The organism is Mesorhizobium sp. M4B.F.Ca.ET.017.02.2.1, assembly GCF_003998955.1.
GTDB classification, from domain to species: domain Bacteria; phylum Pseudomonadota; class Alphaproteobacteria; order Rhizobiales; family Rhizobiaceae; genus Mesorhizobium; species Mesorhizobium abyssinicae.
In genome coordinates this window covers 1-21452 of the sequence record NZ_RZOF01000070.1, presented here as the reverse complement: position 1 = coordinate 21452, position 21452 = coordinate 1, and the positions used below count along the sequence as shown (strand labels likewise).

Annotated in this window: 18 protein-coding genes, 2 tRNA genes and 1 pseudogene; 12 read left to right on the top strand and 9 right to left on the bottom strand. The window is 63.7% G+C overall.

Annotated features, from left to right (window positions below; all coding sequences use genetic code 11):
• Positions 1–2340: Ti-type conjugative transfer relaxase TraA (gene traA, locus EN738_RS11635; protein ID WP_127283801.1), on the top strand; the 2340-nt coding region annotated here is incomplete at its 5' end.
• Positions 2341–2492: 152 nt separating this feature from the next.
• Here the strand turns inward: traA and EN738_RS11630 are convergent.
• The 4 genes from EN738_RS11630 to EN738_RS11620 form a co-directional block, all read right to left on the bottom strand.
• Positions 2493–2975, bottom strand: coding sequence for a DUF5615 family PIN-like protein (locus EN738_RS11630; RefSeq protein WP_127283800.1), 483 nt, complete (start codon positions 2973–2975; stop codon positions 2493–2495).
• The gene (locus tag EN738_RS11625) at positions 2972–3652 is read right to left on the bottom strand and encodes a DUF433 domain-containing protein (RefSeq protein ID WP_245494476.1); all 681 of its coding nucleotides are present in this window, start codon (positions 3650–3652) and stop codon (positions 2972–2974) included. Before EN738_RS11625 ends, EN738_RS11630 begins: the two co-directional genes overlap by 4 nt.
• A 20-nt stretch (positions 3653–3672) precedes the next feature.
• Positions 3673–3831, bottom strand: coding sequence for a hypothetical protein (locus EN738_RS35430; protein WP_189605807.1), 159 nt, complete (start codon positions 3829–3831; stop codon positions 3673–3675).
• Positions 3832–3952: 121 nt separating this feature from the next.
• A tRNA-Asn gene (locus EN738_RS11620) sits at positions 3953–4027 on the bottom strand.
• Between the two features lie 215 nt (positions 4028–4242).
• On the opposite strand from EN738_RS11620, the gene EN738_RS11615 reads away from it, so the two are divergent.
• The 5 genes from EN738_RS11615 to EN738_RS11595 all read left to right on the top strand — a co-directional run bounded on the left by EN738_RS11615 (position 4243) and on the right by EN738_RS11595 (position 8290).
• Positions 4243–4500 carry a hypothetical protein gene (locus EN738_RS11615; protein ID WP_127283799.1) on the top strand — a complete coding sequence of 86 codons (258 nt, stop codon included), beginning with the start codon at positions 4243–4245 and terminating at the stop codon, positions 4498–4500.
• Between the two features lie 267 nt (positions 4501–4767).
• A tRNA-Cys gene (locus EN738_RS11610) sits at positions 4768–4841 on the top strand.
• A 96-nt stretch (positions 4842–4937) separates the two neighbouring features.
• Complete coding sequence (locus tag EN738_RS11605; protein WP_127283798.1) at positions 4938–5612, top strand: protein-L-isoaspartate O-methyltransferase; 675 nt, start codon at positions 4938–4940, stop codon at positions 5610–5612.
• 183 nt (positions 5613–5795) lie between these two features.
• On the top strand, positions 5796–7184 hold the full coding sequence (locus EN738_RS11600; protein ID WP_127283802.1) for a TolC family outer membrane protein: 1389 nt from the start codon (positions 5796–5798) through the stop codon (positions 7182–7184).
• Positions 7185–7453: 269 nt separating this feature from the next.
• Complete coding sequence (locus EN738_RS11595; protein ID WP_127283797.1) at positions 7454–8290, top strand: PopZ family protein; 837 nt, start codon at positions 7454–7456, stop codon at positions 8288–8290.
• Positions 8291–8354: 64 nt separating this feature from the next.
• Here EN738_RS11595 and EN738_RS36230 read toward each other — a convergent pair.
• Positions 8355–8447: pseudogene (locus EN738_RS36230) on the bottom strand (VOC family protein); the annotation flags it as partial.
• A gap of 332 nt (positions 8448–8779) precedes the next feature.
• On the opposite strand from EN738_RS36230, the gene EN738_RS11585 reads away from it, so the two are divergent.
• From EN738_RS11585 to EN738_RS11570, 4 genes are all read left to right on the top strand, one after another.
• Positions 8780–11563, top strand: a complete 2784-nt coding sequence (locus EN738_RS11585) for a valine--tRNA ligase (RefSeq protein WP_127283796.1) — start codon at positions 8780–8782, stop codon at positions 11561–11563.
• Positions 11564–11923: 360 nt separating this feature from the next.
• Entirely contained in the window at positions 11924–13189 is a 1266-nt protein-coding gene (locus EN738_RS11580; RefSeq protein WP_127283795.1) for an OmpP1/FadL family transporter, read from the top strand.
• A gap of 302 nt (positions 13190–13491) precedes the next feature.
• Entirely contained in the window at positions 13492–15216 is a 1725-nt protein-coding gene (ilvD, locus tag EN738_RS11575) for a dihydroxy-acid dehydratase (RefSeq protein ID WP_127283794.1), read from the top strand.
• A complete protein-coding gene (locus tag EN738_RS11570; protein ID WP_127283793.1) occupies positions 15203–16039 on the top strand; it encodes a tetratricopeptide repeat protein in 837 nt (278 codons plus the stop codon). Before ilvD ends, EN738_RS11570 begins: the two co-directional genes overlap by 14 nt.
• A 31-nt stretch (positions 16040–16070) precedes the next feature.
• On the opposite strand, the gene EN738_RS11565 is transcribed toward EN738_RS11570, so the two are convergent.
• From EN738_RS11565 to erpA, 4 genes are all read right to left on the bottom strand, one after another.
• Positions 16071–16364, bottom strand: a complete 294-nt coding sequence (locus EN738_RS11565) for a hypothetical protein (RefSeq protein WP_127283792.1) — start codon at positions 16362–16364, stop codon at positions 16071–16073.
• Positions 16365–16443: 79 nt separating this feature from the next.
• Positions 16444–17238 carry an exodeoxyribonuclease III gene (xth, locus tag EN738_RS11560; protein ID WP_127283791.1) on the bottom strand — a complete coding sequence of 265 codons (795 nt, stop codon included), beginning with the start codon at positions 17236–17238 and terminating at the stop codon, positions 16444–16446.
• Positions 17235–17639, bottom strand: a complete 405-nt coding sequence (locus tag EN738_RS11555; protein WP_127283790.1) for a VOC family protein — start codon at positions 17637–17639, stop codon at positions 17235–17237. Before EN738_RS11555 ends, xth begins: the two co-directional genes overlap by 4 nt.
• A gap of 10 nt (positions 17640–17649) precedes the next feature.
• Positions 17650–17997: an iron-sulfur cluster insertion protein ErpA gene (erpA, locus tag EN738_RS11550; protein ID WP_126054194.1), complete on the bottom strand. Its 348-nt coding sequence runs from the start codon at positions 17995–17997 to the stop codon at positions 17650–17652.
• A 69-nt stretch (positions 17998–18066) separates the two neighbouring features.
• On the opposite strand from erpA, the gene EN738_RS11545 reads away from it, so the two are divergent.
• Complete coding sequence (locus EN738_RS11545) at positions 18067–19296, top strand: deoxyguanosinetriphosphate triphosphohydrolase (protein ID WP_127283789.1); 1230 nt, start codon at positions 18067–18069, stop codon at positions 19294–19296.
• Positions 19297–19360: 64 nt separating this feature from the next.
• Entirely contained in the window at positions 19361–21118 is a 1758-nt protein-coding gene (gene argS / locus EN738_RS11540; protein WP_127283788.1) for an arginine--tRNA ligase, read from the top strand.
• The last annotated feature ends 334 nt before the right edge of the window (positions 21119–21452 follow it).

Sequence of the window (21452 nt, the reverse complement as noted above, 5' to 3'; positions counted from 1 at the left end):
CGCAACAATGGCGCGCGCATCATTGCCGATCCATCCGTGGCGCTGGATGCGATCACGCATCAGCAATCGACCTTTACCCGCCACGACATCGCGAAGTTCGCGCATCGGCATAGCGACGGAATGGAGCAGTTCAACGCGGTGATGGGCGCCATCAGCAAAGCGCCCGATCTTGTCGAACTCGGCAAGGATGGACGCGGCGAAGATCGCTTCACCACCCGGCAGATGATCGAGACAGAACAGCGCCTGCATGATGCGGCAGAACGCATGGCCGCGGAGGGACATCATGCCGTGGGCGATCAGCACCGTGAGGCGGCACTGGTGCATGCCAAGCAGCGTGGCCTTGTTTTGTCGGTCGAGCAGACCGATGCGCTGGATCACATCACTGACGGCCGTGGTCTTGGCATCGTGGTTGGTTTTGCGGGAACGGGGAAGAGCGCCATGCTGGGCGTTGCGCGCCAGGCATGGGCGGCAGCGGGCTATGAGGTTCGAGGCGCCGCACTGTCCGGCATCGCGGCCGAGAATCTCGAAGGCGGATCAGGCATCTCGTCGCGCACCATCGCCAGCTTGGAACATGGCTGGGGACAGGGCCGCGATCTGCTCACCGCGCGTGATGTCCTAGTGATCGACGAGGCCGGCATGGTCGGCACGCGCCAGTTTGAGCGCGTGCTTTCCCATGCCGCTAACGCTGGCGCAAAGGTCGTTCTGGTCGGCGATCCGCAGCAGCTGCAGGCGATCGAAGCCGGCGCCGCATTCCGTTCGATTCACGAGCATCACGGCGGCGTCGAGATCGGCCAGGTGCGCCGGCAGCGCCAGGACTGGCAGCGTGAGGCCACGCGCGATCTTGCAACCGGCAGGATCGGCGCTGCGATCGACGCCTATGACGCGCAGGGCATGGTGCACCAAGCTGCGTCGCGCGATGAGGCACGCAGCGATCTTGTCGAGCGCTGGGATCGGGACAGGCATGCAGAGCCTGAAGCGAGCCGGATCATTCTCACCCACACAAACGACGAAGTGCGCGCGCTCAACCAGGCAGCGCGCGAGCGCATGCGCGCGGATGGAGATCTCGGCGACGAAGTTCAGGTGGATGTGGAGCGCGGTGCAAGGACCTTCGCACGCGGCGACCGGGTCATGTTCTTGCGCAACGAGCGGTCGCTCGGCGTCAAGAACGGCACGCTCGGTGTGATCGAAGAGGTCAGCGTCCAGACGATGACGGTTCAAACCGATGACGCCAGGTCTGTGCGGTTCGATCTGAAAGACTATGCCCACATCGACCACGGCTATGCCGCGACCATCCATAAGGCCCAGGGCATGACGGTCGACCGCACCCATGTGCTGGCAACGCCGGGCATGGATGCGCACAGCAGCTACGTGTCCCTGTCGCGACATCGGGATGGGATGGAACTGCATTACGGCAGCGAAGACTTCGCGACCCGGGAACGACTTGTCCGCGCGCTGTCACGCGACCGCACCAAGGACATGGCGTCGGATTACGACCAGATCGACCCGGCGCAACACTATGCCGAGCGACGCGGGATCAGCTTCCGTCAGCGTGTGGTCAAGATCGTGCGCCGGATCGTTCCGGAGAAGCTTCGCGACGGGATTGAAAGGATGCTGGACGGGTTGCGCTCGCCTGGACAAGCAGAGCCCGGCCAGGACCGTGCGTACAGGCCGGAAGGGGGAGAGGTTGGAACGCAAAACGGCGATGCCGGCGCCGAACCAGGAAGGGAAGTGGGCGCCAGGGGAGCGCAACGCGGAGCGGATGCGTTGTTGGACGAGGAAGCGGCGTTGCGCAGAGCTCGCACGAAGGCTCTCGTGCGCCACGCGCGAGCGCTCGACGCTATTATCAGCAGCGGAAATGTGGACGGGCAGGGTAGTCCCGGGCAGATGCGCGAATTGAGGGATGCACGCAACGCGTTCGAGAAGGTTCGGCCGCATGGCTGGCGCGATGCCGAAGCGGCCTATATCAAGAATCCCGAGCTGGTTCGTGAAGCGGGAGCCGGTAGCGTCAACCGTATCGTGCTCGCTCTCCAGCTTGAAAGCGAAATCCGCACCGGACCGGAAGCCGATCCGACCCGCCGGGCCGACCGTTTCGTGGAACGCTGGCAGAAGCTCCACCGGACAAGCCAGGACCACTACCAGGCTGGCGACATGTCCGGCTACAAGTCAACGCGCTCGGCCATGTCCGACATGGCCAAGAGCCTCGAGCGCGATCCGCAACTGGAATCGCTTCTTGCCAACTATAAAAAGGCGCTTGGCGTCGAAGTGGAGTCCGGCCGGCGCCTGGGCGCGGAACTCGCGTTCAGCCACGGTATTGGCATTGGGCGTGGCATGGGCATCTAAACTTATTACGAAATGGCATGTCGAGCGTGTCGTCGACGAAGGTAGTTCCCACCGACAACGACGATGATGACCATAAATGAGATGGAGTCGTCGAACTCTCCCTTGGTAAGGGAGTGCTCTATCGCTGCAGAGAGCAGATGTTCCCTGGGCCATCAGAGGCTTGCCCGTTTGCCGCTTTTGGCGGTGGTGTAGGCTGGTGCCTGTTCGGTGGGTGCTCGGTCTCCACGACCGGGCCACCGATAGGTCGTCATCCGGTGATTGGCGATCGCGGACCAGAGACGGGAAGCGGCCTTCTTTTGGCTGACCGCCCATTCATGTTCGATCATGCTCAGGGCCTGCTCAAGCCGCTTTGATGCCATCACACCGTTGCAGGCGATCTGGATCATGCTGAGCTTTTTGAAACGCTCCTGGTCAGGGTTGAAGCGTTTTGTCAGCTGCTTCATGTCCTTGTCGACGGCGATCAAGATCGCGCCGTTGGCCAAGGCGGTTTCACATACCACGATGTCCGAGGCACCTTCGGCGAGCACGTCGCTATGCCGGATCGCTTTGTGCCCGGCCTTTTCGACCGCCAGCGCAACGGATTCGGGAGCGCTGGCGTCCAGCAGGAAAATGAGATGAGCTGCAAGCGCCTTCAAGCAGCGCTGTCGAATGCGAGCGCAGCTTCCACGTCCGACTTCGTCAGCGTGGGATATTCACGCATGATCTGCTCGACCGTGTAGCCCGATTCCGCAAAGGCTTTGATGTTTCCCACCGGGATGCGCGTTCCGGCAACGACCGACGTGTTGCCGAACCCATGACGCTTCTCGATACGGCCAGCGGCCGATGAATCGCGTTGGCGCCAGAACCTAACACGCTCCTGCATGTCGCCAGCTACCACCTGCAACGGGATTTGTAGGACTCCCTGGCCTGAAACGACCTCTTCGTGCTGGTTGGTTTCGTTGTTGACGAAAACCACCTTCTTCTTGAGCACGTAAAGGGTTGTCGACGCCCAGTGCTCTCCGAGCGCCAGGAGCTTGTCCTTGACCTCGCGAAGATGCTGCATCGAGATCCGAGATTCGTTGCGAAGCTCGTCGAGCACGCGCAGCGCCACAAGGTCCTTGAAGCTATACAGTCGAGCGTAGGCAAGCTTGCGATTCTCGTTGCCCAGGCTTGGCGCAAAGAAGTTCGTCCGGTCCCAGTGCCGCAGTTGGCGGACTGAAAGGCCGGTGAGACGCGCGGCGTCTTCTTCCGTGAAGGCCGCTATGACTATGGTCTCAGCCTTTTTGCTCATTTCCACATTGTAACGCGCTGCTTCGGTAAAAATACGGTGCACGCGGAGAATTTTTAAGGGGGCTATCCGGCGAGTACCAGACCGAACGCGATCCCGACGCCAATCGCGAGACCAGTCGCAAGGCTGCTGGTTATTGGAGCGCCAACTCGGTTGCCGTGGCTCGCCACCGGCGTGCCGGCCTTCATCTGTAGGCCGATCAGCTCGTCAAAAATGCGTTCCATCGCAGGTTCTCTCCTTCCTGGTCCGTGTAGATCGGCGCCTAGCGAAGTCGAGTTGTGTAGATATGCTGTAGATCAGCCGTTTTTTGGCCGTTCCTAAAATCTCTGAAGACCTTGGAAATGTTGGCTCCCCGGGCCGGATTCGAACCAGCGACCAACCGGTTAACAGCCGGTTGCTCTACCACTGAGCTACCGGGGAACAGAGGCTCTTGTGTGAGTGGCGCAGCCTATAGCAAACCCGTTTCGGCTTTGCAAAGAAGCATTTCACATTTTTTTCCGCCATTTTGTGCATGGCGCTTTCTGGCAATCGACGGCCGGGCTCCTCATATGAGCGGTTCCGCAAGGAACGTAGGGCGGCGAAAGGCGTTGCGGCCTTGGGCGGCCGATGTTTTAATCGATGGGAACCGAGATCGAATGACTGCAGCAGGCGACGACGCACCGGCACGGAAAATCACGGTCTTCGGCCGTGAGTTCACCATGCCGCGCTCGCGCGGGCTCAGGATCGCCATCGGCGTCGTGCTGATTCTCGGCGGCATTTTCGGCTTCTTGCCCATCCTGGGCTTCTGGATGATTCCAATCGGATTGCTCGTGCTTTCCTACGAATTCGCCATGGTGCGCCGCCACCGGCGCCGCTTCGTCGTATGGTGGGAACGCCGGCGCCGTCCGGATTGATTTGGCCGGGCGCTTTGCCGGCCTTTCGCAGATCCCCTGGAGGCCTCGCCCGGAATCGGACCTGGCGTGAAAAAGCGTTGCGGCGCTTCACGCCGCCGCGGCGCAAGCCGGGTGGCTCCGTCACAGGCGAAGGCTGCGCGCTCATGAAAACCGATCGGAAACGGTGTCCGCTGCTCGCATGAGGAAAGCGCCGGGAATGGCGCGCGGGCGCTTGACGGCCTTTCACCGCCAACATATTGAGTCCGCTCGGAACGCCGGGAGCAACGAGGCCTCGTGGCGGAGTGGTTACGCAGAGGACTGCAAATCCTTGCACCCCGGTTCGATTCCGGGCGAGGCCTCCAGTTGCCTGGGCTCCCTAGGGGAGCAGGCGTTCCGGTCGGATTGGACCGCGGTCGTGGCGCGGCAGGCGGGCCTTGTTGGGCGGATTGGTTGGAACGATGAGCGCTGATTTCTCCGAACGCCGCGTCAAGATGGTCGATGGCCAGGTCCGCACCACCGACGTGACCAGCGCGCCGTTGATCGATGCCATGCTTTCGGTGCCGCGCGAGAGCTTTGTCGGCGCCGGCCAGCGCGATCTTGCCTATATCGATGAGGACATTCGCATCTCCAGCGGCGCCAACGGCAGCGGCGCGCGCTATCTGATGGAGCCTTCGCCGCTGGCCAAGCTCTTGCAACTGGCCGAGATCGGCGCCGGCGATTCGGTGCTCGATGTCGGCTGCGGCACCGGCTATTCGGCCGCTCTTCTGTCGCGGCTGGCCCGCTCCGTGATTGCGCTGGAAAGCGATTCGGCGCTGGCGGAAATCGCCGGATCGACGCTCTCGTCGCTGGCCTGCGACAACGTGACCGTGGTCACCGGGCCGTTGGCGCAGGGGCATGCCGCCAAGGCGCCCTACAATGCGATCTTCGTCGGCGGCAGCGTCGAGGAAGTGCCGGCCGCGCTGCTCGACCAGCTTGCGGAGGAAGGCCGTCTCGTCGCCGTGGAAGGGCAGGGCAATTCGGGCGTGGCCAGGCTCTTTTTCAAAGCAGGGGGGGTTGTAACGGGCAGACGCGCGTTTAATGCGGCAATTAAGCCACTACCTGGCTTTGAACGTACCCACGCATTTGAATTCTGAGCGTTTTTGCCTTGCAGTGAACGCGCTGTCGTGATCGCTTGCATTTGAACAATCGTTGCTGATCGCATAACCATGTATTCTCGGGGGCAGTCAGCGGGGGAACGATAGAAGCGCGGCGCCGGCTGCTCATGGATGAGCGACTGTCGTGGCGCGGTTCCCATGCAAACGAATGAGGGATATTACGTGCCGTCCGTACGCAAGACTGTTCTAGCCGCCATCCTGGTTTCCGCGACAGCGCTTTCGCCGCTGGCCGCCTCGGCGGAAACCATCACCGGCGCGCTTGCCAAGGCCTACCAGAACAATTCGCAGCTGAATTCCGCCCGCGCCGGTGTGCGCGTCACCGACGAGGGCGTGGCCATCGCCAAGTCCGGCTGGCGCCCGACCGTTACCGGTTCCGGCAGCATCGACTATTCGAGCAGCCATCTGAACGGCACCAACCAGAGTGTGCGCCTGACCACCGGCAATTTCGGCGTGCAGATCGACCAGACGCTGTTCGACGGGTTCCAGACCAGGAACAACGTCGCGGCCGCGGAAGCCCAGGTCCGGGCCTCGGTCGAAAGCCTGCGCAACACCGAGGAAAACATCCTGTTCAACGCGGCAAGCGCCTATATGGATGTCATCCGCGACCGCCAGGTGGCGGTGCTCACCGAACAGAACCTGCAGTTCCTGACCGAGCAGGCGCGCGCCGCGCGCTCGCGCTTCGAGGTCGGCGAAGGCACGCGCACCGACGTAGCCCAGGCCGATGCCTCGCGCTCGACCGCCGTGGCGCAGCTCAGCGCCGCCCGCGCCCAGGCGCTGGCCAGTGCGGCGACCTATCACCAGATCGTCGGCGACGAGCCCGGCAAGCTCAAGGCCGCGGCGCCGCTGGCCAGGCTTTTGCCGTCCAGCCTCGACGCAGCGATCGTCATCGCCTCGGCCGAGCATCCGGCTATCCTTGCCACCGCGCACCTGGTCGACGCGGCGGCGTTCGCGGTGAAGTCGCAGGAAGGCGCGCTGCTGCCGCAGCTTTCCGCCAATGCCGGCGTTTCCAGCGCCTATCGCAACACCGTGCCCGGTGCCCTGAGCACGTCGGACGGCACCACCAATTCGGCCAGCATCGGCGCGACGCTGACCATCCCGATCTATTCGGGCGGCCGCACCTCGGCACTGGTGCGACAGAAGAAGGAATCGCTGAGCCAGGCCCGAATCGAGGTCGATGTCAGCCGCGATCAGGTGCGCCAGGCCGTGACCTCGGCGTGGACGCAGTACACAGCCGCGCAGCAAAGCGTCGCCGCCAACAGGCAGGTCATCGCCGCAGCCCAACTGGCGCTTAACGGCGTCATCGAGGAGCGCAATGTCGGCCAGCGCACCACGCTCGACGTGCTGAACGCGCAGAACGCCGTCATCAGCGCCAAGATCAACCTTGCCAGTTCGGAGCGCGACGTGGTGGTGGCGAGCTATGCCATCCTGTCGGCGACCGGCCGGCTGTCGGTCGATCGCCTCGCGCTCAACGTGACGAAGTACAAGCCGGAAGAGCACTACAACGCCGTCAAGGACAAGTGGTACGGGCTGCGCACGCCCGACGGGCGCTAAAGCGTCCGCTGCAATCAAGGTTCGGCTCGACAAGACGCCGCGTGTCCAAAGGATGCGCGGCGTTTGGCATTGTCGGGCCCGATGCTCCTTCCGCCTCTGCCGCGGCCGTCCGAGAGCCTGAGGCATAAGCTAATCTGTTGAAATCCAACATCTCCCCAGAATGGGGATTCTCGGACGGCGATCCGTCGGCTACCCTGTTGCCATGATTCGAATCCGGCTTTTGCCGGGGCGAAAATCTGGAATGGGTCACAAGGGCGGCGGATGTGACAATGGCGACGGCAAGCAGCGCGCAGCGCGAACCTTCCATGGAAGAGATACTGGCTTCCATCAGGAGGATCATCGAAGACAGCGACACCGGGCGCAAGCAGCCGGGTGACGCGAACGAATTGCGCCAGGATCTCCAGCCCGCGCCGGCGGCGGTCGTGCCGGCTCCGGATGTGGATGCCTTCCGTGCCGAACTCAATGCCGGGACCGAAGCCCGCAAGCCGGTCTCGCTGGCGGAGGTGCAGGCGCAACTGGCGGCCGAACCGGTCATCGCCCGCATGGAAACGCATACGCGCGTGGATGCCGCTCCGGCGGTCGAGCTGAAGGCGCCGGTGACGCTCGCGGAGGTGAGCGCCAGGATCGCAGCCGAGCCGGGCCCAGCCGCCTCGGAGAAAGTTGTCGAAACCAGCGATACGATCGTTGCCGACTGGCGGCGCGAGATCGCCGCCGTCGGCGAGACGGCGAAGGCTGTGAGCCGGCCGGAGCGGGTCGAGCCGCGCGCGCCGGCAGTTGAACCTGAGCTCGAGATAGAAGAGGACGAGCTGGCGGACGAAGCCAGTTTCGAGCCGGCCGCCGCACATGTTGCGACGGCGCCGCAGCCCGCGGCCGAAGCGCCGCCCGCACGCACGGCGATCCTTTCCGAGCATGTCGGCCGCCAGGTCGCCGCTGCCTTTGGCGAGCTCTCCGATGCCTTTGCCAGCCGCAGCAAGAAAAGCTTCGACGAGATGGCCGAGGACATGTTGCGGCCGATGCTGCAGGATTGGCTGGACAACAACCTGCCGACGCTGGTCGAGCGCCTGGTGCGCGAGGAAATTGAGCGCGTGGCGCGCGGCGCGCAGTAGCTTTCGTAGATCAGGTCAAACAAAATGAAAGCGCCGCCTTCGGGCGGCGCTTTTTTGCCGTTGCTCAGCCGGTGGCGAAGCAGATCAGGTTGCCGTCGGGATCGCTGACGATGAACGTGCGGGCACCCCATGGCTCCGTCCGCAGCGTCTGATGAAATCTGGCGCCTGGTATTCAAGAAAACAACGGCTTGATCGCGTATCTTGTGGTGTTCGAGCGTTGGCATGGGCGCACTACGGGGTTGAGATGGCGTAGGCGGGCAATGCCCCTCCGGGCAACAGCCGATGCGCCCTACAGCAGCGTGGCCAAGCTACGGGGGGGTGCCGTCCGGGACCCAAGAGCCACGCCGCTGCTCGGCTCCGGGAGTTGCCTTGATCTGTCCTGCCACTATCTAGCAGCAGTGCCGTCGGCCACGCGCCTGCGGTTGACTTGCCCACAGCCTTCCGATTTACACCGGACCCAACAAATCCCGACAGCCCGGACCGCTCCCCATGCTCGAAAAAACCTACGACGCCAAAACCGTCGAGCCGAAGATCGCCAAAATCTGGGAAGAGGCCGATGCCTTCCGCGCCGGCGCGGGCGCGGAGGAGGGGGCGGAGGCCTTCACTATCGTCATCCCGCCGCCGAACGTCACCGGCTCGCTGCATATGGGCCATGCGCTCAACAACACGCTGCAGGACATACTGGTGCGCTTCGAGCGCATGCGCGGCAAGAACGTGCTGTGGCAACCGGGCATGGACCATGCCGGCATCGCCACGCAGATGGTGGTCGAGCGCCAGCTGATGGAAAAGCAGATCCACCGCCGCGATCTTTCGCGCGAGGACTTCATCGAGAAGGTCTGGGAGTGGAAGGCCCAATCCGGCGGCGCGATCTTCAATCAGCTGAAGCGGCTCGGCGCCTCGGCCGACTGGAGCCGAGAGCGCTTCACCATGGACGAGGGCCTGTCCAGGGCGGTGCTGGAAGTGTTCGTGACGCTCTACAAGGAAGGGCTGATCTACAAGGACAAGCGCCTTGTGAACTGGGACCCGAAGCTCCTCACCGCGATCTCCGACCTGGAGGTCGAGCAACACGAGGTCAACGGCAATCTCTGGCACTTCCGCTATCCGGTCGAGGGGGCTGTCTTCGATCCGGAAGACCCCAAGACGTTCATCACGGTCGCCACGACGCGTCCCGAGACGATGCTTGGCGATACGGCGGTGGCGGTGCACCCGGACGACGAACGCTTCCGTCATCTGGTCGGCAAGAACGTCATCCTGCCGATCGTCGGCCGCAGGATCCCCGTCGTGGCGGACGAATATTCCGATCCGGAAAAGGGCTCGGGCGCGGTCAAGATCACGCCGGCGCACGACTTCAACGACTTCGAGGTCGGCAAGCGCCACAAGCTGCCGGCGATCAACATCCTCACCGTCGAGGCGGCGATCACCCTCAAGGACAATGAGGATTTCCTCGCCGGCCTCGAAGTGACGCCGGAACGCCAGGCCGTCTGGGACGAGCTCAATGGCCTCGACCGCTTCGCCGCGCGCAAGAGGATCGTCGAGCTGATGGAGGCCGGCGGCTTCCTCGACAAGATCGAGGCGCATCGCCATACGGTGCCGCATGGCGACCGCGGCGGCGTGCCGATCGAGCCGTTCCTGACCGACCAGTGGTATGTCAACACGATCGAACTGGCGAAGCCGGCGATCGCCTCGGTGCGCGAGGGCCGCACCAACTTCGTGCCGAAGAACTGGGAAAAGACCTACTTCGACTGGATGGAAAACATCCAGCCCTGGTGCATCTCGCGCCAGCTCTGGTGGGGCCACCAGATCCCGGCGTGGTACGGGCCGGATGGACGCGTCTTCGTCGAGAAGACCGAGGAAGAGGCGCTGGCCGCGGCGATCGAATACTACCTGGCGCTGGAGGGGCCGTGGAAGGCATGGGTCGAGGACAAGCTGGAGAATTTCAAGCCGGGCGAGATCCTGACCCGCGACGAGGACGTGCTCGACACCTGGTTCTCTTCCGCGCTGTGGCCGTTCTCGACGCTGGGCTGGCCGGACCAGACGCCGGAGCTCAAGACCTACTACCAGACCGACGTGCTGGTGACCGGCTTCGACATCATCTTCTTCTGGGTCGCCCGGATGATGATGATGGGCCTGCACTTCATGGACGAGGAGCCGTTCCACACGGTCTATGTCCATGCGCTGGTGCGCGACAAGAACGGGCAGAAGATGTCGAAGTCGAAAGGCAACGTCATCGATCCGCTCGAGCTCATCGACGAATACGGCGCCGATGCGCTGCGCTTCACGCTTGCCGTGATGGCCGCGCAGGGGCGCGACGTGAAGCTCGATCCGGCGCGCATCGCCGGCTACCGCAATTTCGGCACCAAGCTCTGGAACGCGACGCGCTTCGCCGAGATGAACGAGGTGGCCCGCAATGACGATTTCTGGCTGAACGACGCCAAGCTCGCGGTCAACCGCTGGATCCTCACCGAGCTGACGCGGGCGGCGCGCGACATCACCGACGGCATTTCCACATACCGCTTCAACGAGGCGGCGGGTGCCGCCTACCGGTTCGTCTGGAACCTGTTCTGCGACTGGTACCTGGAACTCCTGAAGCCTGTATTCATGGGCACGGACGAGGCGGCCAAGGCCGAGAGCCGCGCCTGCGTCGCCTTCGTGCTCGACGAGATCTACAAGCTCCTGCATCCGATGATGCCGTTCATGACCGAGGAGCTGTGGGCGCAGACCGCCGGCGAGAGCCAGGAGCGCGCTTCGCTGCTTTGCCACGCCGCCTGGCCGTCGCCGGACTTCGAGGACGCGGACGCGGCCGCCGACATCAACTGGCTGGTCGATCTCGTCTCCGGCATCCGCTCGGTGCGCTCGGAAATGAACGTGCCGCCGGCGGCGATCGCGCCGTTGATGGTGATCGGCGCCAACACGCCGACGCAAGAGCGGCTGGAGCGCCACGCCCAGGCCATCAAGCGGCTGGCGCGCGTCGGCGACATCGCGCTGGTCGACGCGCCGCCGAAGGGTTCGGCGCAGATGGTGCTCAACGAGGCGACGGTGTGCCTGCCGCTCGGCAGCCTGATCGACCTCGCGGCGGAAGCGGCGCGGCTGCAGAAGGAACTGGCCAAGGTGACCGAGGAGATCGCCCGCCTGCACAAGAAGCTGTCGAACGAGAAATTCGTCGCCAATGCGCCGGAAGAAGTGGTCGAGGCCGAACGCGAAAAACTGGCCGAATACCGCGAGGCGCAGGAGAAGCTTTCGGTGGCGTTGACGCGGGTCCGCGACGCCGGCTGAAGTCAAGATTCGCCTCTACTTGGAGGCAGGTTTCCGGTAGCTCAATTGCCTCGAAAATGGCCATGCCGTTGGGTTAATTTTGACGTAAACGGAAAGTTTTAGCCCCATTGTTGCCATAATGTAACAATGGGGCCAAATGGCCCCGAAAGACCTTGTTTTTGAGCTTTTTGTGACAGGTTTCACAGATTTTTCCGCCGAGTTGCCTTGGCAAAGCCATTTTTTCGGCTAGGCGGCGGCATGCGCCGATAAGCCCGAAAGGCGGTCGGCCAAGGTGTACATGTACGCCTTCCGAATTCATTGTTGCGCCGTTAACCCGAATTGGTTCTAGCTTGATCCACTAGTATTTCGGGGAGGACATCCATGATCAATTTGCGTTTGAAAGCACTGCTGGGGGCGGGGTGCTTTTCGCTGGCCGCGATCGGTTCCGCGCATGCCGGCGGCCTGGAACGCGGCGGTTACGACATCGACCTGCTGTTCGATCCAGCGCAGGTCACCGGCGAGGCTTCCGCCACCTATGTGATGCCGCAACGAGACCTGAAGAATGTGGTGGATATCGACCCGACAAATGGTCCGCTTAATTTGTTGGGCGCGCCCAACTCCGCCCGCGATACCGAAAGCTATTGGGTGCCAAGCGCCGGCATCAAGATCGGCATGGGCCCTGTCGATTGCCTCGGCGACTACGGCCAACCGATCGGAGCGTTCAGCAATCCCGGCGCCAATTGGGCCGGTGCGAACGGCAATATCATAACCAAGGTAAAGAGCGAAGCGCTGGGCGCAACCTGCTCGTACAAGATGGACCTTGGAAAAGGTCAGTTTCGGGTTCTTGGCGGCGTATTTCACGAGGATGTTTCGGGCTTCAAGGAGCAGTTGGTTGCTCCTCTCCCGGCATTCTTGGGCACGGGCGTAGGACGCCTCGATCTCGAGGGAGATGGCTGGGGATGGCGTGCCGGTGTTGCCTATGAGATTCCGGAAATCGCTCTGCGCGCCAGCCTGGTCTACAATTCGGCGGTGAAGCTCGACAATCTCGCCGGAACGCTCGACCTGACCCAGGTTTCCAGCATCATCGATCCGACAAATCCGCTGCTGGGTACCGTAACCAATGTCTATGGCTCCTCTGAAGTGCCGGACTCGGTGGAACTGAAGCTGCAGTCTGGTATCGCGCCAGGATGGCTCGCCTTCGGCTCCGTCAAGTGGATGAACTGGAGCCAATTGCAGAGCATCCCGTTCTGCCCGACTGCGACGAAGGGCGCGTTTGCCTGCACCACCACCAGCGTGGTTCGCGCGACGTCATTGGATCTGCTCTACAGGGACGGATGGACGGTCTCCGGCGGTATCGGCCACAAGTTCAACGATCAGTGGAGCGGTGCGGCAGTTCTTACCTGGGATCGTGGTACCACCACCGGCCTCAGCGCCCAGACCGACACCTGGACTATCAGCGGCGGCGTGGCGTACACGCCGACCCAGAACATCGAGCTCCGTTTCGGTGGCGCGTTGGGTGTGCTCACCAGCGGGTCGATACATCCGGTCGTCGGCAGCGACGGCGTCACCTACGGCACCGACTATACCGCCGACTTCGGCAACGACCTTGTTTCCGCCCTCTCCACCTCGTTTAAGGTGAAGTGGTAAGCCATTCAGACTGGACACAAAAAGGCCGGGCGTTGCCCGGCCTTTTTTGTTGATGCCCTCAGGCGTGCGGGCGTCGCCGTAACCGCACCAATCTCGCCGCGGTGCAGATTCGCCGCACATCCCGCGCCCCTCACAATTGTGACGTTTTAGCAACACTTTATGAACAACCCCGGCGCTACAGTTCCGGCCAGGGGGATTGCCCATTTCCCGCCATAAACCCGGCGCACCTCGAAATGGTCTCGGGACACGCGCCAAAAGGCTCGGCGATGGGGCAGGCCGCACCGCCCGCGGCAAGGACGAGTATGGACGCCAGAGCTATCTCCAAGGCCAAGCTGCCCAGCCGCTACGTGACCGTGGGTCCGGCGCGCGCGCCGCATCGCTCGTACCTCTACGCCATGGGATTGTCTGCGGCCGAGATCGCGCAGCCGCTGGTCGGCGTCGCCAGCTGCTGGAACGAGGCGGCACCTTGCAACATCTCGCTGATGCGCCAGGCGCAGGTGGTCAAGAAGGGCGTCGCCGCCGCCAACGGCACGCCGCGCGAGTTCTGCACCATCACCGTCACCGACGGCATCGCCATGGGCCACCAGGGCATGAAATCGTCGCTTGTGTCGCGCGAGGTGATCGCCGATTCCGTCGAACTCACCATGCGCGGCCATTGCTACGACGCGCTGGTCGGTCTTGCCGGCTGCGACAAGTCGCTGCCCGGCATGATGATGGCCATGGTGCGCCTCAACGTGCCGTCGATCTTCATCTATGGGGGCTCGATCCTTCCCGGCAGCTATCGCGGCCGGCAGATCACCGTGCAGGATGTGTTCGAGGCGGTCGGCCAGCATTCGGTCGGCACGATCTCCGACGCCGAACTGCTCGAGATCGAACAGGCGGCCTGTCCGTCGGCCGGCTCGTGCGGCGCCCAGTTCACCGCCAACACGATGGCCACCGTCGCCGAGGCGATCGGCCTGGCGCTGCCCTATTCCTGCGGCGCGCCGGCACCATACGAGATGCGCGACCGCTTCAACTACGCCTCCGGCGAAAAGGTCATGGAGCTGATCGCGAAGAACATCCGGCCGCGCGACATCGTCACGCTGAAGTCGCTGGAGAACGCCGCGACCGTGGTGTCCGCCACCGGCGGCTCGACCAATGCCGCGCTGCACCTGCCGGCGATCGCGCATGAGGCCGGGATCAAGTTCGACCTCTTCGACGTCGCCGCGATCTTCGAGAAGACGCCTTACATCGCCGATCTCAAGCCCGGCGGCAAATATGTCGCCAAGGACATGTTCGAGGCCGGCGGCATTCCGCTGCTGATGAAGACGCTGCTCGACCATGGCTATCTGCACGGCGATTGCATGACGGTGACCGGCCGTACTTTGGCCGAAAACATGCAGCATGTTGCCTGGAATGACAGCCAGGATGTGGTCCGTCCCGCCAACCGGCCAATCACCAAGACAGGCGGTGTGGTGGGTTTGAAGGGCAACCTTGCCCCCGAAGGCGCGATCGTGAAGGTCGCGGGCATGTCGGAACTGAAATTCTCGGGTCCGGCGCGTTGCTTCGATTCGGAAGAGGAGTGCTTCGAAGCGGTCACGCAGCGCAATTACAAGGAAGGCGAGGTTCTCGTCATCCGCTACGAGGGTCCGCGCGGCGGTCCGGGCATGCGGGAAATGCTGTCGACGACGGCGGCTCTCTACGGCCAGGGCATGGGCGGCAAGGTGGCGCTGATCACCGACGGACGGTTCTCAGGCGCGACGCGCGGCTTCTGCATCGGCCATGTCGGGCCGGAGGCGGCTGTCGGCGGCCCGATCGGGCTCATCAGGGACGGTGACGTGATCTCGATCGATGCGGTCAACGGCACGATCGAGGTGGCGCTGTCCGACGCCGAACTGGCGGCGAGGAAGAAGACGTGGAAGGCGCGCAAGACCGACTATCAGTCGGGCGCGATCTGGAAATATGCGCAGACGGTCGGATCGGCCCGCGACGGCGCGGTGACGCATCCGGGCGGTGCGAAAGAAACACATTGCTATGCGGATATCTGAGGTGTTGAGGTCGTCTGTCTTTTCGGCACTGGTCGTGTTCGCCACTTTTGGCGCGACCTTCGGCGCCGTGGGCCAGGCCGTGGCCTTCGACGACAAGGTGTTCGACGACAAGACCGGCGTGAAGCCCCAATCCAGCCCGTGGGCGGTGTTCCAGTTCGGCTTTTCCGCCTACAAGAACGGCCACAAGGACCAGGCGGTCGAGGCCTACAAATATGCCGCCGAGAACGGCCAGATCGGCGCTACCTGGAAGCTTGCGCGCATGTATGCCGAAGGCGACGGCGTGGCGCGCGACGACTACGCGGCCTTCAAGTTCTTTTCGGAGATCGTCGATCAGGACGTCGAGCCGGGATCGCCGGAGGAGAGCTATGTCTCCGACGCGCTGGTGGCGCTCGGCGACTATCTGCGCAAGGGTATACCCGGCAGCCCGGTCACCGAGAACGAGGTGGCCGCGCAGGAATACTACATGCGCGCCGCCGCCAACTACCGCAATCCGAACGCCCAGTTCGAGATCGGGCAGATGTTCCTGAAGGGCGAGGGCGGCGTCAAGGCAAGCGTCAAGCAGGCCGGGCGCTGGCTCCAACTGGCGGCCGAGAAGGGCCATGCCGGCGCGCAGGCGACGCTCGGCAACCTCCTGTTCCAGAGCGGCAAGGTGGTGCGCGGCCTGGCGATGATGACGGCCGCACTCGAACGTGCCGCACCGGCCGACCAGCCGTGGATCCGCAGCATGCAGGAAGAGGCCTTCGCCGCCGCCGGCGAAGCCGACCGCCGCACGGCCATCTCGCTCGCCGACGACATCCTGACGAAGGGCGGCGGCGACCAGTAAGCCGCGCCGCTGCCAAGTCACTCCAGGTAAATCAGTTCTCGGTCGGTTCCGTCGGCACCATGCTTGGCGCGGGCGTCGAGATCGGCGTGGTCATGACCGGCGGGGTCGTGCCCGGGCAGTCGTCATGGATCTTGGTCCACGAGGTGTTGTTGAGCACCATGTCGCAGCGGGCAAGGTGGCTTTCGCCGGCAATCGTCAGGCAGGCGGTCTCACCAATCTTGAACGATTTGCCGTTGGCAAGGCATGCCTGGGCGGCAAGCACCGGTGCCGGCGCGATCAACGCCAACACAAGGCCAGCCGAGCAAAGAACAAACCGGATCGCCATCGAACCCCCGCAGCAAGTCGCATCAAACGCGCAATTTGTGGCGATATCAGGGTTTTGCGGAGATTTGCGTGAGTAGCCCTCAGGCGGGCTGCAGCGCCAGCTCGATCGCCACCGGCACGTGGTCGGATGGCTTCTCCCAGGCGCGGACATGCTTTTCGACCGAGGCCGAGGAAAAACGGTTGGCGGCTTCGGGCGACAAAAGCAGGTGGTCGATGCGGATGCCGTTGTTCTTCTGCCAGGCGCCGGCCTGATAGTCCCAGAACGTGTAGACATCGGACGAATCGGTGACGGCGCGCACCGCTTCGGTGAAGCCGAGGTTCTTCAGCCGGCGGAAGGCCTGCCGCGTCTGCGGCTGGAACAGCGCGTCGCGCAGCCAGTTCTCCGGGAACCGGGCGTCGGCGGCTTCGGGGATGACGTTGTAGTCGCCGGCCAGCACCAGCGCCTCTTCGAGCCGCAGCCGCTCCTGCGCCCACCTCTCCAGCCGCGCCATCCACGACAGCTTGTAGGAGAACTTCTTCTCGTCGTCGATCGGATTGCCGTTCGGCAGATAGAGCGAGGCGACGCGCAGCGCGCCCCTGTCGGTCGAGAACACGCCCTCGATGAAGCGCGCCTGCTCGTCCTCGTCATCACCGGGCAAGCCCTTGATAACTTCATCGAAGCGCAGTTTCGACAGGAGGGCGACGCCGTTGAAGCCCTTCTGGCCATGGGTCTCGACATTGTAGCCGAGCGCCTCGACCTCGGCGCGCGGGAACTGTTCGTCGACCGATTTGATCTCCTGCAGGCAGACGATGTCGGGCGCGCTTTCGGTCAGCCAGTGGGTGAGGTTGCCGATGCGGGCGCGAACGCCGTTGATGTTCCAGGTGACGATTTTCATGGATTGCCCTTGGGATCTTCGGACGGGAGGCGTTCGACGAGGCCGATCGTATTGCCTGCCGGGTCCTTTAGGAAGGCCATCCACTCGCTTTCCCCCGCCGGACCGAACTGGCCTTCGGTGTCGCGATGGACTAGTGCCGGCGGCGCGGTGAAGGGAATGCCCGCGGCCTTCGCCTGCGCATGGAAGGCTTCGAGGCCGGTAATGTCGAGATAGACGATGCCCGCCGGCACGCCATCGGTGAAGAACAGGCGCACGTCGCCGGCCATGATGAAGGCGATGCCCGGCGGATCGTAGCGCGCATGCACGCCCATGCCGAGCACGTCACGCCAGAAGGCGAGCGTGATGTCGAGATCGCGGCCGGCCGAGAGCGCGACCTGACGAACCGCCCCGACGGCAGGCATCCGATTTCAGCTAAACAGAAAAACTGGTGCCGCAGCCGCAGGAGGCGACGGCGTTCGGATTCCTGATCTGGAACGACTGGCCCATCAGGTCGTCGACGAAGTCGATCACCGAGCCGCCCATATAGACCAGCGACAGGTCGTCGATCAGCACGGTGGCGCCGTCCTTCTCGATGGCGACGTCGTCGTCGTTGCGTGTGTCGACGAGGTCGAACTTGTAGGAAAAGCCGGAGCAGCCGCCGCCTTCGACCGAGACGCGCAGCGCCGTCTTGCCTGGCTCGCCGGACACGATCCTGGCGATCCGCTTGGCGGCGGCGTCGGTCATCTCGACCTTCATGGCAGTCTTGGCATCGGCGCCCATGGCGTCACCTTGCTTTCGGTTTCATATGATAGGTATGAAGCGGGCGGGGCCAAGTCAACTGGTGGGTGAATGGACGAGCGGCAGGGCAAGGATGCTCTCGGCGACATAGGGTTCGGCTACCGGCCGCGCGCCGCCTATGCCAGCGATCCCGCGCGCTCGCGCGGGCGGCTGTTCGAGGAGGCCGAAAGCCCGACCCGTACGCCGTTCCAGCGCGATCGCGACCGCATCATCCATTCGACTGCCTTCCGCCGCCTGAAGCACAAGACGCAGGTGTTCGTCGCGCATGAGGGCGACCACTACCGCACCAGGCTGACGCATTCGATCGAGGTTGCGCAGATTGCGCGCGCTCTGGCGCGGGCGCTGCGCGGCGACGAGGATCTGGCCGAAGCCGTGGCCCTGGTGCACGACTTCGGCCACACGCCCTTCGGCCATACCGGCGAGGAGGCGTTGAATGAGAAGATGGCTGCCTGGGGTGGCTTCGACCACAATGCGCAGTCGCTGCGCGTGGTGACGCGGCTTGAGCGGCGTTATGCCGAGTTCGACGGGCTGAACCTCACCTGGGAAACGCTGGAGGGGCTGGTCAAGCACAATGGGCCGCTGACGGATGCCAAAGGGCAGGGGCTGAAGGGCCCGGTGCCGCAGGCGATCCGCGACTATTCGGAGCTGCATGATCTCGAACTCGACCGGTTTGCCGGCATCGAGGCGCAGTGCGCGGCGATCGCCGACGATATCGCCTACAACACCCATGACATCGATGACGGTCTGCGGTCGGGCTTCCTGACGCTGGACATGCTGGAGGACGTCACCTTGCCGGGCTCGATCCTGGCGAGCGTGCGGGAGCGCTATCCGGCGCTCGACGCCGTGCGCACCGGCCATGAACTGATGCGCCGCCAGATCACCATGATGGTCGAGGACGTGATTGCCTCCACCCACGCCAATCTCGAGCGCCTGAAGCCGGCAAGCGCCGACGACGTGCGGGCGGCGGGCGAGACGATGGTGACCTTCTCCGCCGGCATGGCCGCGACCGAGAAGGAATTGAAGGCCTTCCTCTACAAGCATCTTTACCGGCACAGCGAGGTCATGCGCGTGCGTGCCGACGCCGAAGGGATCGTCAGGGATCTGTTCGATGCCTATTTCGCCGATCCGCGCGCCATGCCCGACGGCTGGCGCGAAGGCCTCGATAGGGCGCAGGATCGCATCAAGGCGCGCAGCGTCGCCGATTTCCTGGCGGGCATGACCGATACCTACGCCCTGAAGGAACACCGTCGCTTGTTTGACCACACGCCCGATTTGAGCTAGGGCGAGCGCGATTTTGCCGGCCAACGAGCCGGATTCCCTAGCACAGCCGCCAGAGCCAGACCCAATGAACATCTTCGCCGATTTCAACGCGCGAGTCATAAAAGCCGTAGAAGCGCTTGACCTGAAAGACAAGGACGGCGCGCCGCTCGACCTGTCGCGCATCGCCGTCGAGCCACCGCGCGATGCCAGCCATGGCGATCTCGCCACCAACGCCGCGATGGTGCTTGCCAAGCCGACCGGGCAGAACCCGCGCGCGCTTGCCGAAAGGCTGGCCGAGGCGTTGCGTGGCGACGCCGACGTCGCGGCGGCCGATGTCGCCGGTCCGGGCTTCGTCAATCTCAGGCTGCATGACGGGTTCTGGCAGGCGCACCTGGCGGCGCTGCTCGGCGAGGGCCGCAACTATGGCCGCTCGACCATCGGCGGCGGCCGCAAGGCCAATGTCGAATATGTTTCGGCCAACCCGACCGGCCCGATGCATGTCGGCCATTGCCGGGGCGCGGTGGTGGGCGACACGCTCGCCAATCTGATGGCCTTCGCCGGCTACGACGTGACCAAGGAATATGTCATCAACGACGCCGGCTCGCAGATCGACGTGCTCGGCCGCTCGGCTTTGCTCCGCTACCGCGAGGCGCTCGGCGAGGCGATCGGCGAGATACCGGCCGGGCTCTATCCGGGCGACTATCTCATTCCGGTCGGCCAGGCGCTGGTAAAGGAGTTTGGCGGCAAGCTTTTGCAGATGCCGGAAGACGAGGCGCTCGCCATCGTCAAGAACCGCACCATCGATGCCATGATGGCGATGATCCGCGAGGATCTGGCGCTGCTCAACGTGCACCACGACGTGTTCTTCTCCGAGCGCACGCTGCATGCCGACAATGCCAGGAAGATCCGCTCGGCAATCGCCGACCTGACGCTGAAGGGGCATATCTACAAGGGCAAGCTGCCGCCGCCCAAGGGCGAGAAGCCGGACGACTGGGAAGATCGCGAGCAGACCTTGTTCCGCTCGACCGCCGTCGGCGACGACATGGACCGGGCGCTGGTCAAGTCGGACGGCTCCTTCACCTATTTCGCCGCTGATGTCGCCTATCTCAAGGACAAGGTCGACCGCGGCTTCGTCGACCTGATCTATGTCCTGGGAGCCGACCATGGCGGCTACGTCAAGCGGCTTGAGGCGCTGGCGCGCGCGGTCGCGGGCGACGAGGTGAAGCTCACCGTCCTGCTCTGCCAGTTGGTCAAGCTGTTCCGCGACGGCGAGCCGGTCCGCATGTCGAAACGGTCCGGCGATTTCGTCACGCTGCGCGAGGTCGTCGAAGAGGTTGGCCGCGACCCGATCCGCTTCATGATGCTTTACCGCAAGAACGACGCGCCGCTCGATTTCGACTTCGCCAAGGTGACCGAGCAGTCGAAGGACAATCCGGTGTTCTACGTGCAATACGCCTCGGCGCGCTGCCACTCGGTGTTCCGGCAGGCGAGCGAGCAGTTGGGCGAGGCCAATTTCGACCGCAATCGGCTGACGGCGTCGGTGGCTTCGCTCTCCGACGAGGGCGAAATCGGCCTGATCCGGAAGCTGGCTGAATATCCAAGGCTGATTGAGTCCGCGGCCCTTGCATTGGAGCCGCACAGGCTGGCATTCTACCTCTACGATCTGGCTTCCAGCTTCCATGGGCACTGGAACCGGGGGACGGATAATCCTGACTTACGTTTTGTTAAGGTTAACGACCGACAATTGACGTATGCCAGACTGGGGCTGGTGCAGGCTGTTTCGGACGTTTTGACGTCCGGCCTGACGCTGATTGGGGCCGAAGCGCCCACCGAGATGCGTTAGGTTTGACTAAAAAGCCTGTCACCTTTTGCCCACATTGCGCTGGTAAGGGCCAACCCTGCGCGACGTCCATGGCGTCCGACTGTGTGCGAGTTCGGGAACAATAATGGCAGACAGAACCCCGCTGAAAGTAGCCGATCACAACGACATCGCTGACGACGATCCGTTTGCGGAGCTGACCAGGATCATGGGTTTCGACCCGCGCCAGCCGGTAAAGCCGCAGGTGCCTGTCCAGAAGGCTGCGCGACGGCGGCACTTTCCTCGGCGCCGAACTCGCCCATCAGCTCCTTCTCGAGGTCGATGTCGAAATCGCTGCCCGCGGCAGGCTGATTGGCGG